This is a genomic window from Allobosea sp. (assembly GCF_035944895.1).
Lineage (GTDB): Bacteria > Pseudomonadota > Alphaproteobacteria > Rhizobiales > Beijerinckiaceae > Allobosea.
On the sequence record NZ_DASZAT010000001.1, the window covers coordinates 30,654 to 45,476 of the forward strand.

A 14,823-nucleotide genomic window follows, 5' to 3' on the forward strand; every position below is an offset into this window, starting at 1 on the left:
TGCGACTTAAATCGTTTCAGGAGCGATCTTGCGCGAGCAGAAGCCGAAGCACCAGCGCCGCTTCGGCAACCCGGCCATTCCCGAACGGCCGTTCAAAGGAACTTGGTCATCGCCTTGAACTCGGCGAGCAGCCCACGCGCCTCATCCGGAAGACTGCCGGCGGCCTCCTCCAGGCAGTGGCCGATATGCTCCTGGATCAGGATCTTGCGGGCATTGGCGATGGCGCCTTCCACCGCCTGCAATTGCTGGGCGATCTCCAGGCAGGAGCGGACATTGGCGACCATCTCGATGGTCGAGCGCAGATGACCTTCGGCCCGCTTCAGCCGGGTGATGATCTCGGGATGCCGGTGATGGTGGATCCGGGCGTGTTCCTCGTCCTGCATGCCAAGCTTCCTCATCTTGATCCTATCCTCCCGGGGAGGTTATAGATCGCGCCATCCGCCGAGCAAGCGGCACCCGATCAGGCAGGCGCCGGCGCGAGACCGGGCGCATCCCGGCGATCGGGCGGGCGAGGACGAAACGGGCGCCCCCGACCAGTTCCGGCAAGGCCGGACGGCACGGCAGCCCCCGATCCGTTCCGGATCCGGAGCACCAAGTCGTGCCGACCTTCACCGAATTGCTGGCGCAGGGCGCCGGACATGCCTGGCTGTTCATTCCGAGCGCGATCCTGCTCGGCGCGCTGCACGGGCTCGAGCCCGGCCATTCCAAGACGATGATGGCGGCCTTCATCGTCGCCATTCGCGGCTCGGTGTTGCAGGCCATGTTGCTTGGCCTCGCCGCGACGCTCTCGCACACGCTCGTCGTCTGGGGCGTTGTCCTCGGCGGCCTCTATCTGACACGCGACTTCAATGCCGAGGCGACCGAGCCCTGGTTCCAGCTCGCCTCCGGCCTCCTGATCATCGCGATCGCGCTGTGGATGCTGTGGCGGACCTGGCGAGAACAGCGCACCCTGTATTGGGCCCGCCATGGGCACAGTCACGGCCATTCCGATGGTCATGGCCACAGTCACGGGCATTCCCATCGCCATTCACATGGGCGCAGCCATAGCCACGATCGCGACAAGACCGACGACGACGAGCCGATGGACGCCCATCAGCGCGCCCATGCCGATGATATTCGCCGACGCTTCACCGACCGGCCGGTGACCACCTGGCAGATCGTGCTGTTCGGCCTGACCGGCGGGCTGATCCCCTGTCCGGCGGCGATCACCGTGCTGCTGGTCTGCATGCAGCTGCGCGAGATCGCGCTCGGCGCCGTGCTGGTGCTGTGCTTCTCGATCGGCCTGGCGATCACGCTGGTTTCGGTCGGCGTCGCCGCCTCGCTCAGTCTGCGCGCCGTCGAGAAGCGCTCCAACTGGCTGTCGACGGTCGCGGCGCGGGCGCCCTATTTTTCAGGCGTGCTGATTGTTCTGGTCGGGCTCTATACGGTTTGGCACGGCTGGAGCGGGCTAGCAGCACGGGCTCCCCACACCGCGGCGATGCTGGTCAGCCCATCGCCTGGTTGACCAGCGCGAAGCGATGCGCCGGCCCAGGCGCGGCCGGGGCTGCACCACGCGCCATCACCACGCCGGAGGCAACGAGCGGCAGGCCGCGCTCGCTGAGCCAGGCGCCGAGACCGCTGCGGGCCGGCACGTCGATGCGAACGAAATCGCCGCGGCGCGCGGCAAGCAGTGCCGCGATCAGATTGCAGGCGGCGGCATCGTCGAGCGCCGCGACCGGGCCGATCAGCCAGCCGCGGCCGTGCCGGCGCAGGAAGCCGAAGCCGGCGGGCGCGCCATTGCGCTCGATCAGGATGGCATGGCCGCGCGCCAGCAGGGCTTCGAGGACGGCTGCGCGCGGCAGCCCCGTCGCCTCGCCGTCGAGCTGCGCCAGCAGCGGCAGGTCGGCAGCGACGGCCGGGCGCATGACCTCATTCGCCGCAAGAACGGGCGCGGCCAGTTCCGGCCAGTCGCCCTGGTGCTGGCGGACCTCGTCAATGGCGATGAAGCCATAGCGGGCATAGAGCGGCTCGCCCTGCGGCGTGGCGACGAGACCGAGCGTCCTGCCCTCCGTCGCCGCGATCAGATGCTCGGTCAGCAGCTTGCCGATGCCCTGGCCTTGTCGATCGGGCGCGACAATGATGGTGCCGAGCGTGGCATGGGTCGCGCCGAAGCCCCACCAGAGCCCGACAGCGACGACCTCACCCTCGACCGACAGGGTGAAGCCCTGGCCGAGCGACAGCGCAAACTCCCAGTCCTCGCGACGATGCGGCCAGCCGATCGCGGCCGAAAGCCTCTGGCAGGAATCGGCATCGGAAAGGCTTGCCGGGCGAAGCGTCAGCTGGAGCGGCTGCATCGGCCGGCCCTCAGCGGCAGAATTCGGCGCAGCCGGACTGCCAGAACGGAGCTTGCCCATCGAGCGCCGGCACCGAGGGACGCGGCTTGGCGCCGGGCAGGTCCGCCGGCACCGGCACGACCAATTCCCACCAGCGATGGGCGCATTGCGAGCGGAAGGCCATCTGGTCGCTGATCGAGGTGTTCTCACGGGCGAGAACCGCATCGAGCGCATCGCAGGCGCGGCGGAGCACGGCGTCGCTGGCATCGCCGGGCTCGTTGGCATAGTCATGGAAGGCGGCAGTGAAGGCCTCCATCTCGCGAGCGATATGCGGCCAGTCCTGGCGGCCGAGATTCCAGGCGTCCATCCATTCGCGCACCACCGTCTCGACCGCCTCGGCCTTGGGCTTGCCGGCGACCTTGCGGGCGGTGGTCAGCATATGGCGCATCAGTTCGGCGCGGGCATGGAGCTGACGGGCGGCGAGCGCGGCCGTCTGCATCGCCAGAATCGCACGCTCGGCCTCGAGCTGCAGTTCCTCGACGAAATGGGCCATCGCTTCCTCCAATCACGGCAACGTCGCGAGCCGGTCGAACAGACGCTGGAACAGCGCCTCCGCCTCGACGCTCGCGACGACATGGGCATTGGCCGGCCGCTTGAGCCGGCCGTTCCAGTCGATGGTGGTGCGCCCCCGCAAGGGACCGTCGCCGGTCTCGACCTCGACACAACAGTCGCGCCCCGAAAAGAGTTCCGGCCAAAGCAGGAAGGCAATCACGCAAGGGTCGTGCATCGGGTGGCCGGTGGTGCCGAGCCCGCCGGGCCGTGGACGGGTCAGCATGCCGTGCACCGCCCTGCCGGCCGCATTGCCGAAGGCAAGAAGGCGGGCGACCTGTTCATGCGAGGCGATCGCCTGATGGGTGACGCCGAGGCCGAACATCACGATCGGCCTGCCGCAGGCGAAGACGATCGCGGCCGCATGCGGGTCGACATGCACGTTGAACTCGGCTGCCGGCGTGATGTTGCCGAGCGCCAGAGCCCCACCCATCAGCACGATGCGCCTGACCTTGGGCAGCACATCCGGCGCCAGCCGGAAGGCCAAAGCGAGATTGGTCAGCGGCCCGAGCGGGCAGAGCGTGACGCTGTCGTCCGGCGCGGCACGTAAGATGGCGATGAGCGCCTCGACGGCATGGGTAGGCGAAGGCTCGCGGCGCGGCGGCGGCAGATCGGCACCGGCCAGCCCATCGGGCCCGCAGACGAATTCGGCGGTCGAGAGCGCGAACAGCAGCGGCCGGTCTGCGCCGGCATGGACCGGCACGCCCTCGCGCCCGGCGAGCTCGCGGATGCGCAGCGCGTTCGCTGTCGTCAGCGCCAGCGGGACATTGCCGGCGACGGTGGTGATCGCCTTGATATCGAGTTCCGGGCTGGCGAAGGCGAGCAGCAGGGCAACAGCGTCGTCCTGGCCCGGATCTGTGTCGATGACGATCGTCTCGCTGATCATCTCAGGCCGCCCTGGCATTGCCGGCCATGATCATGTGGCTGAGGTCGTCGGCGGAGAGATCGCCGAGCGGCCGGTCGACATATTTGCGGCCGGCGCCCATGATCACGACGCGATCGGCGAGCGCGACGACGTCGCGCATATTGTGGCTGATCAGCAGCACCGTCCGGCCATCGGCCTTGAGCTTGCGGATCAGGTCGAGGACGAGGGCGGTTTCCTTGACGCCAAGCGCCGCCGTCGGCTCGTCCATGATGATAACTTCCGCCTTCCAGCGCAGGGCGCGCGAGATCGCGACCGCCTGACGCTGACCGCCCGAGAGACGCTCGACCGGTCGGTCCATGTCCTCGACCGTGACCGAGAGCTGCCTGAGGAAGCCGCGCGCTTCCTGCGCCATCCTCTTCTTGTCGAGAACGCGCAGGAAGGGCAGCAGCAGCGGCCGCGTCAGCTCAGAACCCATGAAGACGTTCTGGGCGATGGAGAGGCGCGGGGCGAGCGCGAGATCCTGGTAGATCGTCGCGACGCCATGGCTCAGCGCATCATGCGGCGAGCCGAAGGCGACCTCCTTGCCGCGCATGCTCAGCTTGCCCGAGGTTGCCTCCTCGGCGCCGGAGATCACCTTGATCAGGCTCGACTTGCCGGCGCCGTTGTCGCCACAGATGGCGACGACCTCGCCGGCAAAGATGTCGAGATCGACCTCGCGCACCGCCACGACCGGGCCGTAGGCCTTGCCGATGCCACGGAGCGACAGGAGAGGTGTGGCGGTCACCGAATTCACTTCAGGAACTGCTGGACGTTGTTCTTGTCGACCAGCACGGCTTCGGTGAAGAGATAGGGGCCCGAGGTGATCGTCTCCTTCGGCTTCTTGTCGACGACGATCGTCTGGATCGCGTCAACCGCCTGCTTGCCCATCTCCTCGAACGGGATCGAGACGGTGGCGGTGAAGGTCGAGGCGGGGTCGGCGATGCGGGCATAGGTCTCCTTGCCGCCATCGACCGAGACCAGCGGGATCTGGCCCTTCTTGACGCCCTGCGCCTGCAGGAGGTCGTCGATGATATAGGCCTGCCCGTCGAACGAGGCCCAGATGCCGTTGATCTTGCCCTGGTTCTGCAGCAGCAGCGCCTGCATGCCGGCGCGGACATCGTCGCGCCAGCTCTGGGTGCGGGCCATCGAGAACTTGCCGAGTTCCTTCACCGCCTGGTTCTCGGACAGCACAACGTCGAGCAGCTTGCCGCGAATGCGCGAGGCGACGTTGAGGTCGAAGCGGGCGGTGATGATGTTGCCCTGATAGCCGAGCTGGCCGAGCAGATAGAGCGCAGCTTCCGCGCCGACCTTGTACTCGTTGGTCTGGATGTCGAAGAGCGCGTGCGGGCTCGAACCCGACTGCACGGTGATCACCGGGATCTTGGCGTCCTTGGCCGCCTTGAACTGGGCGTCGGCCTCGACCGGCTTGCCCATGGCGATGATGATCGCGTCGACCTTCTTGGCGATCAGCGCGTCGAACTGCTCGGCATGCTTGGGCAGCGCGCCTTCCGAGTTCAGCAGCGTGACGTTCCAGCCCTTGGCCTTGGCCGCCGCGGCGGCGGCATTGGCGACGCGGGCATGCGTCTCCGACGAGAACTGGAAGCCGATGACGCCGAGCTCGAAAGCCTGCGCGCCCTGCGCCAGTCCCACGACAGCTGCAGCCGCCAGCAGAACCTTCCTCAAACCGACCATGACGACCTCTCCCCTCGTTATCGTTTGTGAACTTTCAGACCTTGAACGCCGCCTTCTTCAACGCGCTGGCCGAGAAGGCGACCGAGCCGATGATGATGACGCCGAGAAAGATATCCTGAACGTAATAGGCCGCCCCCATCAGCACCAAGCCGTTGCCGAGCACCTTCAGCACCAGCGCCGCGAAGACGGTGCCGGGGATGTTGGGCTTGCCGGGCTCGAACATGGTCATCCCGAGCAGCACGGCGGCGATGGCGTAGAGCAGATAGTCGCCCGCCATGTTCGGCGCGGCGGAGGACAGGTTGGCAGCGAGCAGCACGGCGGTGATGCCGGCGCAGAGCCCGGTCAGCAGCATGCCGATACGCTTCATCCGCGCTGTAGCGATACCGGAGAGCCGAGCCGCCTCGTCGGCCTCGCCGGTTGCGACCATATGGGCGCCGGTACGGGTCCATTTGATCAGGCCATAGGTGAGGAGCGTGACCGCGGCGAGCCAGAGCACGAGATTGGGAATGCCGAAGCTGGTGCCGCGCGCGAGGCCGGTAAAGGAGACCGGCCAACGCCCGACGAAGGCGACGCCCTGGGTGATCATGAAGGCAAGGCCGCGCGCGATCGCCGCGGTGCCGAGCGTCATGATCAGCGAGGGGACGCGCAGCACCGTGACGCCATAGCCATTGGCCGCGCCACAGAGGAGCCCGACCAGTAGCCCCGCCGTGACCGCGAGCGCCGGATGCTGCTGGCCCTGGATCAGCCAGCCGGTGACGACGGCCGACAGGCTCGCGACCTCGGCGATCGAGAGATCGAGCTCGGAGACGATCAGTGCGAGCGTGAAGCCGATCGCCAGGATGGCGAGGAAGCTCGTATCCTTCAGCACGTTGATGATGTTCATCGTCGTCGCGAAGTTCGGCGCGAAGGCGACGAAGAAGACGATCAGGGCAAGGCCGGCGAGCGCGGTGCCGTAGCGGCCGATGATCTCGCGCATCGTCAGGCATGTCCCTTGGCGATCGCCGAGATCGGCGAGAGAATCTCGATGCCGCCGGTGACCGGGAGCAGCGCACCGGTGACGAAGGCCGCTGCCGGCGAGAGCAGGAAGGCGATGACCGCCGCGACATCCTCGGGGCGGCCGAGCCGCCCGAGCGGGGTGCGCTGCGAGGCGCCCTCGACCAGCGCATTGAACTGACTGGCGAAGCCGCCGCGCACCATCGGCGTGTCGATGATCCCCGGCGCGACCGCATTGACGCGGATGCCGTGGCGGCCGAGCTGCTGGGCCATGCCATAGGTCAGCGTCGCCACCCCACCCTTGGCCGAGCCATAAGCGAGATTCGCCCCGCCATTGCTATGCGCGATCGAGGAGATGTGGACGATTGCGCCGCCCTCACCCTGCTCGATCATCCGCCGGGCAGCGGCTTTGGAGATGCGGAAGACGGCGGAGAGATTGATGTCGACGAGAGTGTCCCATTCCTCGTCCTCCATCTCGACCATCGGCACCGGCCGCGAGGCGCCGGCGCCGGTGACGAGATTGTCGAGGCGGCCGAAACGCTCCACGGCCAGCTCGACCAGCGCGCCGGCGAAATCGCGGTCGCGGACATCGCCGGTCATGGCGGCGACGTCGGCGCCGTCCGCCTGCAAGCGGTCGGCGAGCTCGACAAGCGGGCCGGTCTCCAGCCCGGAGAGAACGAGCCTGTGCGCCGGAGCCAGCGTCATCGCGAGCGCGCCGCCGATCCCGCCGGAGGCGCCGGTGATCAGGGTGACCGGCTTCGGCATCAGCCGGCCTTGCCGATACGAGCGGAGGGACGAAACGCGGCGACGCGGCGCAAAGGCGACATGGACCTCTCTCTGGAAACTGGTTCCGATTGGGTAAGACGCAAGCGCCCCAGCCGCAACGTCAATCGGCGTGCAGGCTCGCGGCCGCAGACGCATGGCGCGCGAGGCCGGTGAGCGGCCCGCCCTCCTGTGCAGCAGCGACAAGATCGCGCGAGATCGGCGCCAGCGCGGCCTCGGCCCGACGGAACAGGGCGAAGAGCGCGTCACAGGCCGGTTTGCGGGCGGGATCGGGCTCGAAGCAGCGCGCGACGGTGACGAGCGCCTGCTGCGCGTCCGCCAGCGAGACGAAACGGCCGAGGCCCGCGAAGGCGATGATCGCCGCGCCGAGCAGACCCGGCTCGCGGGAAGCCGCGACCACGACCGGCCGGCCGCAGAGATCGGCCTTGATCTGGCTCCAGACCGGGTTGGCAGCAGCGCCACCACCGAAACGGATCTCGGCCGCAGCCCGGCCGCGCGCGGTTTCGGCCCGCTCCAGCACGACCCGGTTGAGGCAGGCGACGCCCTCCAGCACGGCATAGGCAAGATCGGTCGGCCCATGCTGGCGGTTCAGCCCGATGAGAGCACCGCGCAAGGATGGGTCCCAATAGGGCACGCGCTCGCCCTGGAGATAGGGCAGGAAGAGCAGGGGCTGCACCTGGCGTGGACCGGCGAGCAGCGCATCGATCTCCTGTCCGACCACCGCGCCATCGCGGCCGAGCAGCGCCAGCAGCCAGGAGACGGTGTCGGCCCCGGTCTGGCTGGGGCCACCGAGCTGGAACAGGCCGCGCCAGTCGACGGTGAGCAGTCCGTCCGCCCGCGCCGGCTCACGGCCGACGACGCCGAGCACCTCGGTCGTGCCGGAGATGTTGTAGGCGACGCCATCGCGCATGGCGCCGAGGCCGACCACCGCCGCCCAGGTATCGTTCGAGGCGCAGAACACCGGCTTGCCGATGAGGCGGTCGAGCGGAGCGGTCAGGCCGGGCTGGACCGGGGCAACCTGTTCCCAGGGCTCCAGCATCTCCGGCAAGATCGAAGCGGGGACACCAGCCGCGTCCAGCAGGTCGCCACCTTCGTGCGAGGCGACCGCAGCCAACAAGCGCGCCATCGAAACGGGGTCGCTGGCCCGCCGGCCAGTCAGGCGGAAATTCAGATAGTCCTTCGGTTCGAGCAGGCCGGAGAGTTTGCCAAAGACCTCCGGCTCCTGCTCGCGCAGCCAGGCGAGACGGGCGAGCGGATGGAAGGCGTTGACCGCGGCGCTCTCGGGGTGGGCCGGATCGAGCCTCGCGCGCAGACGAGCCGCGAATGCGTCGGCGCGGGTATCCTTCCAGGTCATGGCGGGGCGCAAGGGGCGGCCATCGCGATCGAGAAAGATCTGCGTGCGAGTGACGCCGCAGATCGCGACAGCCTCGACCGCATCGAACAGCGCCGGTGCTTCCGCCGCCAGCCCGGCACAAGCCTCGACCAGCAGGGTCCACCAGGCATCCGGCGCGATCTCGGAGCGGCCAGAGGAATCGTCGCGGCTCGCCGGCCCGGCAATGGCGTGCTGGGCGCGGGTCGCGCCGGTGTCGTCGATGAGGGCGGCGCGGAAGGAGGTGCCGCCAAGATCGCAGGCGAGGACGATGCTCATGCCCTCGCCCTGCGTCAGGAACCGGCTGCGGTCAAGCGGCGCGGTCCTTCATGCCGCCATCGGTCAGACGATACCAGGCGATGATGGCGGAGACATAGAGCTCGTTCAGCGCGTGCAGCGGCAGTGGCGTGATCGACGTCACCGGGAAGGGCAGGCTCGCCCGCTCGCCCGTCGAGAGATATTGCGCCATCGCCCGGCCCATCGCCGTCTGCAGGCCAACGCCGCGGCCCATGCAGCCGATGTCGACGAGCAGCCCCGGCTCCGGCTCGTGCAGATGCGGCAGGAAATCGCGGGTCAGCGCCACGCGGCCGCACCAGCGATAATCGAAGCGCAGCCCCTTCGCCTGCGGGTACATCTTGCCGACGACGCGTTCGAGATGGGCCCAATCGGCCGCGCCCTGCGGCTCGCGGAAGGGACCGCGCCCGCCCATCAGCAGGCGATTGGTGTGGTCCTTGCGGAAATAGAGCAGGAGCTGGCGGGTGTCGGAGGTGACCTGGCCCTCCGGCAGGATCGTGCCGGCGAGATTGTCGGAGAGCGGCTCGGTCGCGACGATGAAGGAATTCGGCCGGATCACCGTCTGGCGCAGCTTCGGGATCAGGTCGCCGGTATAGCCGTTGGTGGCGATCACCACGCGCGGTGCGGTGACGCTCGCGCCTTGCGCTGTCCTCACCACCCAGTTGCCGCCGTCGCGACGAAGGCCGGTCGCCGCGCTCTGGCTGCAGATCGCAACGCCCGCCTTCTGCGCGGCGCGGGCGAGGCCGCGGGCATAGGCGAGCGGCTGGACGCCGCCGCCGCGCGGGTCGAGCCAGCCACCGAGATAGCGGTCCGTGCCGAGCAGGCGGCTGGCGGCATCGGCGTCGAGATAGCGGGCGGCGACGCCGCGCATGCCCCATTCGTCAGCCCGGCGCTTCACCGTCTCGACCATGGCCGGCGTATGGGCGCCCTGGATCCAGCCGGCACGGCGATGCGGCACGTCCATGCCGTGTTTCTCGATCAGCCCGAAGACGAGATCGGCAGTCGAGCCAACGAAGGAAACCAGGGCTGCGCCGGCCTCGGCCCCGAATTTGGAAACGATCTCGCTGGGGTCGTATTTAATGCCGGGGATGACCTGCCCGCCATTGCGGCCCGAGGCGCCCCAGCCTGGCTCGCGCGCTTCCAGCACGATGACGGAGACGCCGGCCTCGGCGAGATGCAGCGCGGTCGAGAGGCCGGCATAGCCGGCGCCGACGATGCAGACATCGGCCCGGGCATCGCTCGCGAGCGGCGACGTCTCGGGCGCCGCCGGGGCGGTGGCGTGCCAAAGCGAGGGCTGCAGCGGGAAGGGTTCGGCCATCTCGATATTCCTCAGATCGGCTTGAGCACGCGGCGCAGGAAGTCCTGCGTGCGTGGGTTCCGCGGCGCGCTCAGCACCTCGCGGGCGGCGCCTTCCTCGACGATGACGCCGCCATCGAGGAAGAGGACGCGGTCGGCGACCTCGCGGGCAAAACCCATTTCATGGGTGACGACCAGCATCGTCATGCCCTCCTCGGCGAGGCTCTTCATCACGCCGAGCACCTCGCCGACCAATTCGGGATCGAGCGCCGAGGTCGGCTCGTCGAACAGGATCGCCTTGGGCTGCATGGCGAGCGCGCGGGCGATGGCGACGCGCTGCATCTGGCCGCCGGAAAGCTCTCCCGGATAGGCGCCGAGCTTATCTGCGAGGCCGACGCGGGCGAGCAGGTCGCGGCCGTGAGCGAGTGCCTGCGCAGCCGGCTCCTTCTTCACATGGATCGGGCCCTCGACCACGTTCTCCAGCGCCGTCCGATGCGGGAACAAGTTGAAGCGCTGGAACACCATCGCCATCGACGTGCGGATACCGACGATCGAGCGGTCGGCGCGGTCGACCTTCGCCCCATCGACCGTGATCGAGCCGCCATCATAGGATTCGAGCCCGTTGATGCAGCGCAGGATGGTCGACTTGCCGGAGCCGGACGGGCCGATCAGGCAGACGACCTCGCCGCGCTGGACGCTGCCGGTGATGCCCTTCAGCACCTGATGGGCGCCGAAGCTCTTGGTGACGCCGGAAAGCTCGATCATCGCCTGGCTCCCTTGCCGAAGCGGCGTTCGAGCCAGCCGACGAAGGCGATCAGCGGCAGGCTCATCGAGAGATAGAGCAGTGCGACCAGCGTGTAGACCGTCATGTTCTTGAAGGTCGAGGACGCCAGCAGCGAACCCTGCAGCGTCAGCTCCGCGACAGTGATGGTCGAGGCCTGCGAGGAATCCTTCAGCATCATGATCATGATGTTGCCATAGGGCGGCAGCACGACCTTGATCGCCTGGGGCAGGATCACCCGGCGCATCATCAGGAACCAGCCCATGCCGATCGACTGGGCCGCCTCGACCTGGCCATGGTCGATCGCCTCGATGCCGGCGCGGAAGTTCTCGGCCTGATAGGCGGAATAGGCGATGCCGAGGCCGAGGATCGCCGCCTGCAGCGCGGTCAGCGCGAGGCCGAACTCCGGGAAGACGAAGTAGATATAGAAGAGCTGCACCAGGATCGGGATGCCGCGCAGCGTGTTGACGACGAGCTTGGCGACCAGCACCAGCGGCGCCACACCCGAAACGCGCATCAACGCCCAGACCAGGCCGAGCACGGTCGAGAGCGCCAGCGAGCCGAGCGTCACAAGGATGGTGAACTTCAGCCCCTGCAGCAGCAGCGGCAGGAACTGGGCGGCATCGCGCAGAAAGGGTTGCATCGCAGGTCAGCTTCGACGGGGTGATCGCGGAGGCGCAGCTGGCCTCGCCTCGCCGATCAGGCGACGAGGCGAAGCCGGAGCGCCGCGGGAATGCCTATTCCAGGCCCCACTTCGCCAGGATCTTGTCGAGCGTGCCATCGGCCTTGACCTTGGCGAGGCCGGCATTGACCTTCTTCAGCAGCTCGCCGTCGCTCTTGCGCACGCCGATGCCGACCGAGCCGGTGATGATCGGCTTGTAGGACTTGACCAGCCGGACATTCGGGAACTGTCCCTGCTTCAGCGTGTAGGCCATGATCGGAGCGTCGGCGAAGGCGGCCTGGACGCGGCCGGCGTTGACGTCGGCGAGGATGTCCGGCGAGGTCTTGTAGAGCTTCACCTCAGGGAAGAACCCGGTCTTCTGCAGCGCATCGACATAGGCGGTGCCGATCTGGGCGCCGACCGTGTAGCCCTTCATGTCGGCGAGCTCGACATAATCCTTCTTGTCCGAGGCCGGGACGAGCAGGCCCTCGCCATAGGTGTAGATCGGGTCGGAGAAGTCGATCACCTCCTTGCGGGCCGGGGTGATGTACATCGCGGCCGAGATCAGATCGATCTTGCTCGCGGTGAGCGAGGCGACCAGCGTCGAGAACTGCATGCCCTCGACTTCGACCTTGAGATCAGACGCCGCGGCGATGGCCTTGACCAGGTCGACCATCACGCCTTCGATCGTGTTGGTCTTGGTGTCGAGAAAGGTGAACGGCATGCCGGTCGGCGTCGAACCGACCTTGAGGACGGATTGTGCGGTGGCCGGCGAAACGGCCGCAGCGGCAGCGCCTCCAGCCAACAGGGTCAGGAAGGTCCGGCGTTCCATGGCAATGTCCCCTCATTTGTCCGTCCGCCCGGTGAGGCGTCGGCTCATATTTTCATGAGTATGAAGATACGAGCATAGGACGATATTGCCGGCAAGCGATTTTCATGCACATGAAATAAGCCAAGAAGGATTCGCGATGAGCCTGCCTGCCGCCGACCTGCCGCATCTGCATGTCGACCGTGAGATCGGGGCGCGGCTGCGCCAGCTCCGGCGCGCGCGCCGGCTGTCGCTGGAAGAGCTCGCGAGCCGCACCGGACTGTCGATCGGCTTCCTCAGCCAGATCGAGCGCGGCCTGTCCTCGCCGACGTTGCGCGTGCTCGCCGCCGTGGCCGACGCGCTCGGCACGGCAATCTCCGAGCTCTTCCCGACCGATCGGCGGCAGGTCGATCCAACCGCCACCATCGTGCGCCAGTCGGACCGGGGCGAATTGCAGCTCTGGCGCTCTGGTATCCGCAAGCAATTGCTGACCCCGCAGGCGGAAGGCGCCAAGCTCAACCTCTTCATCGTCGAGATGGAGCCGGGCGCCAGCACCGGCGACGAGCACTACATCCATCATGGCGAGGAAGCCGGCCTCGTGCTCAGCGGCACCATGCTGCTCAATGTCGAGACCGAGAGCTGGATCATGCGCGAGGGCGACAGCTTCCGCTTCCTGTCCTCGCGGCCGCATCGCTTCGCAAATCAGCATGACGGCGTCACCCGCGTGCTCTGGGTCAACTGCCTGTAGCCCGCACCGCCATGCATATGGCGCATAACAACACTCTTTCCCGATAGCTCGATCTGCGTCTAAGCCAATGCCGCCATGAACAAAGGCGGCTGGACAACACCGCCTCCCCCGGCACGATCAGTCGCATGGGGAAATGCAAGGGAGGTCGGCATGGCAGGGCAAGCCGCCAGCAGGACCGTCCCGTTCGGCTCCGGATCCGGGCCGCAGCGGCGGACGACATCCATGATCCAGATCAAGGCGCCGTTCGCATGCGCGCCAAATGATCCCGCTTTCCTCCCCCGACAATCAGCCGGCCTTCCCGCGCAAGAGGACAGATAGCCATGACACCAGCGCGACGGCACCAGAACGATTCTTCCGACGTGGCCGTGACGGGCGTGGCCGATGGGGTCGCGGTCAGCGGCGAATTCAAGGTGAAGCTGCCTGACGGCGCCGTGCTGCGGGCGCTGTCGCAGGGTCAGGGCCGCCCCGTGCTGCTGGTCAGCGGGCTCGCCGGCAGCGCCGCCTTCTGGGACGACAATGCCGCGACGCTCGGGCGCTCCTTCCAGGTCCTGCGCTTCGATCAGCGCGGCATCGGCGCCAGCGATCGCGGCAGCGCGCCCTGCACGATCGACCAGCTCGCGAGAGATTGCCTCGCCGTGCTCGATGCGGCCGGGATCGAACGCGCCACCGTGCTCGGACACTCGACCGGCGGCTGCATCGGCCTTGCGCTGGCGCGCCAGGCGCCGGAGCGGCTCGACGGGCTGATCCTCAGCGGCAGCTGGCTGAAGCAGAACCGCTACATGACCGCGCTGTTCGAGACCCGCCTCGCCATCCTCGATCAGCACCCGCGCGCCTATGCGGCGACTGCGGCGCTGATGGCCTATCCGCCGACCTGGCTCGAGGCGCATTGGAGCGTCTATGAGACCGCTGTCGCGACCGCTCCCGATACTCCCGAAGCAAAGCAGGTGGTCCGCGAACGCATCGACGCGCTCCGCGCCTTCGACGCTTCGGCCTGGGCCGGGGAGCTTGCCCCGCCGACCCTGATCCTCGGGGCGCGCGACGACATGATCGTGCCTGCCTTCCTGCAGGAGGAGCTCGCCGCCGCCATGCCCGGAGCGCGCAAGACGCTGCTCGATACCGGCGGGCACTTCTTCCCGATCTCCCGTCCCGACGCCTTCACCGCCAATGTCGCCGAGTGGATCGGGGCGCTGTAGCGCCACCGCGACGAACTGCCCCTGTATCCAAATGAGCGGGCTGCGCTATTTCAGAAGGAGTCTAAGCTGAGGAGAGACGCCTGATGAGACTGATTGCCAGCGCTACCCTGCTCGCCCTTGCCGCGATGGCTGCCGCCCCCGCCGGGGCGCAGGACGTCTCGGCCGGCGAGCGTTCGTGGAACAAGTGCCGGGCCTGCCACCAGATCGGCGAGGGCGCCAAGAACCTGGTCGGCCCGCATCTCAACGGGCTGTTCGGCCGCCATACCGGCGAGGTCGAGGGCTACAGCTATTCGACCGCCAACAAGGGCGCCAACATCACCTGGGACGAGGCGGTCTTCGCCGAATACATTCGGGATCCCAAGGCCAAGATCCCCGGCACC

At 67.9% G+C, this 14,823-nt stretch carries 17 protein-coding genes; 4 read left to right on the plus strand and 13 right to left on the minus strand.

Going from position 1 to position 14,823, the window contains the following annotated elements:
* Positions 1-92: 92 nt before the first annotated feature.
* Positions 93-398: a metal-sensing transcriptional repressor gene (locus tag VGV58_RS00150; RefSeq protein WP_326871933.1), complete on the minus strand. Its 306-nt coding sequence runs from the start codon at positions 396-398 to the stop codon at positions 93-95.
* A 200-nt stretch (positions 399-598) separates the two neighbouring features.
* Between VGV58_RS00150 and VGV58_RS00155 the strand changes: the two genes are divergently transcribed.
* Positions 599-1,504 carry a nickel/cobalt efflux transporter gene (locus tag VGV58_RS00155; RefSeq protein ID WP_326871934.1) on the plus strand — a complete coding sequence of 302 codons (906 nt, stop codon included), beginning with the start codon at positions 599-601 and terminating at the stop codon, positions 1,502-1,504.
* On the opposite strand, the gene VGV58_RS00160 is transcribed toward VGV58_RS00155, so the two are convergent.
* The 12 genes from VGV58_RS00160 to VGV58_RS00215 all read right to left on the minus strand — a co-directional run bounded on the left by VGV58_RS00160 (position 1,485) and on the right by VGV58_RS00215 (position 12,526).
* Positions 1,485-2,333, minus strand: coding sequence for a GNAT family N-acetyltransferase (locus VGV58_RS00160; protein ID WP_326871935.1), 849 nt, complete (start codon positions 2,331-2,333; stop codon positions 1,485-1,487). The genes VGV58_RS00155 and VGV58_RS00160 overlap by 20 nt on opposite strands.
* A gap of 10 nt (positions 2,334-2,343) precedes the next feature.
* Positions 2,344-2,865: a hypothetical protein gene (locus VGV58_RS00165; protein WP_326871936.1), complete on the minus strand. Its 522-nt coding sequence runs from the start codon at positions 2,863-2,865 to the stop codon at positions 2,344-2,346.
* A 12-nt stretch (positions 2,866-2,877) separates the two neighbouring features.
* On the minus strand, positions 2,878-3,807 hold the full coding sequence (locus VGV58_RS00170) for a nucleoside hydrolase (RefSeq protein ID WP_326871937.1): 930 nt from the start codon (positions 3,805-3,807) through the stop codon (positions 2,878-2,880).
* A 1-nt stretch (position 3,808) separates the two neighbouring features.
* Complete coding sequence (locus tag VGV58_RS00175; RefSeq protein WP_326871938.1) at positions 3,809-4,570, minus strand: ATP-binding cassette domain-containing protein; 762 nt, start codon at positions 4,568-4,570, stop codon at positions 3,809-3,811.
* A 5-nt stretch (positions 4,571-4,575) separates the two neighbouring features.
* Positions 4,576-5,517 carry a sugar ABC transporter substrate-binding protein gene (locus VGV58_RS00180; RefSeq protein ID WP_326871939.1) on the minus strand — a complete coding sequence of 314 codons (942 nt, stop codon included), beginning with the start codon at positions 5,515-5,517 and terminating at the stop codon, positions 4,576-4,578.
* Between the two features lie 34 nt (positions 5,518-5,551).
* Positions 5,552-6,493, minus strand: coding sequence for an ABC transporter permease (locus VGV58_RS00185; RefSeq protein ID WP_326871940.1), 942 nt, complete (start codon positions 6,491-6,493; stop codon positions 5,552-5,554).
* A gap of 2 nt (positions 6,494-6,495) precedes the next feature.
* Entirely contained in the window at positions 6,496-7,275 is a 780-nt protein-coding gene (locus VGV58_RS00190; RefSeq protein WP_326871941.1) for an SDR family NAD(P)-dependent oxidoreductase, read from the minus strand.
* Between the two features lie 121 nt (positions 7,276-7,396).
* The gene (locus tag VGV58_RS00195) at positions 7,397-8,941 is read right to left on the minus strand and encodes a xylulokinase (protein ID WP_326871942.1); all 1,545 of its coding nucleotides are present in this window, start codon (positions 8,939-8,941) and stop codon (positions 7,397-7,399) included.
* A gap of 31 nt (positions 8,942-8,972) precedes the next feature.
* The gene (locus VGV58_RS00200) at positions 8,973-10,274 is read right to left on the minus strand and encodes an NAD(P)/FAD-dependent oxidoreductase (protein ID WP_326871943.1); all 1,302 of its coding nucleotides are present in this window, start codon (positions 10,272-10,274) and stop codon (positions 8,973-8,975) included.
* An 11-nt stretch (positions 10,275-10,285) separates the two neighbouring features.
* Positions 10,286-11,017, minus strand: a complete 732-nt coding sequence (locus VGV58_RS00205) for an amino acid ABC transporter ATP-binding protein (RefSeq protein ID WP_326871944.1) — start codon at positions 11,015-11,017, stop codon at positions 10,286-10,288.
* Positions 11,014-11,676, minus strand: coding sequence for an amino acid ABC transporter permease (locus tag VGV58_RS00210; protein ID WP_326871945.1), 663 nt, complete (start codon positions 11,674-11,676; stop codon positions 11,014-11,016). The genes VGV58_RS00205 and VGV58_RS00210 overlap by 4 nt, the downstream gene beginning before the upstream one ends.
* 94 nt (positions 11,677-11,770) lie before the next feature.
* On the minus strand, positions 11,771-12,526 hold the full coding sequence (locus VGV58_RS00215; RefSeq protein WP_326871946.1) for a substrate-binding periplasmic protein: 756 nt from the start codon (positions 12,524-12,526) through the stop codon (positions 11,771-11,773).
* A gap of 136 nt (positions 12,527-12,662) precedes the next feature.
* Between VGV58_RS00215 and VGV58_RS00220 the strand changes: the two genes are divergently transcribed.
* From VGV58_RS00220 to VGV58_RS00230, 3 genes are all read left to right on the plus strand, one after another.
* Complete coding sequence (locus tag VGV58_RS00220) at positions 12,663-13,250, plus strand: helix-turn-helix domain-containing protein (protein ID WP_326871947.1); 588 nt, start codon at positions 12,663-12,665, stop codon at positions 13,248-13,250.
* 359 nt (positions 13,251-13,609) lie between these two features.
* Positions 13,610-14,443: an alpha/beta fold hydrolase gene (locus tag VGV58_RS00225; RefSeq protein WP_326871948.1), complete on the plus strand. Its 834-nt coding sequence runs from the start codon at positions 13,610-13,612 to the stop codon at positions 14,441-14,443.
* A gap of 83 nt (positions 14,444-14,526) precedes the next feature.
* Positions 14,527-14,823 (plus strand): c-type cytochrome (locus VGV58_RS00230; protein WP_326871949.1); only part of this gene is annotated, 297 nt, incomplete at its 3' end.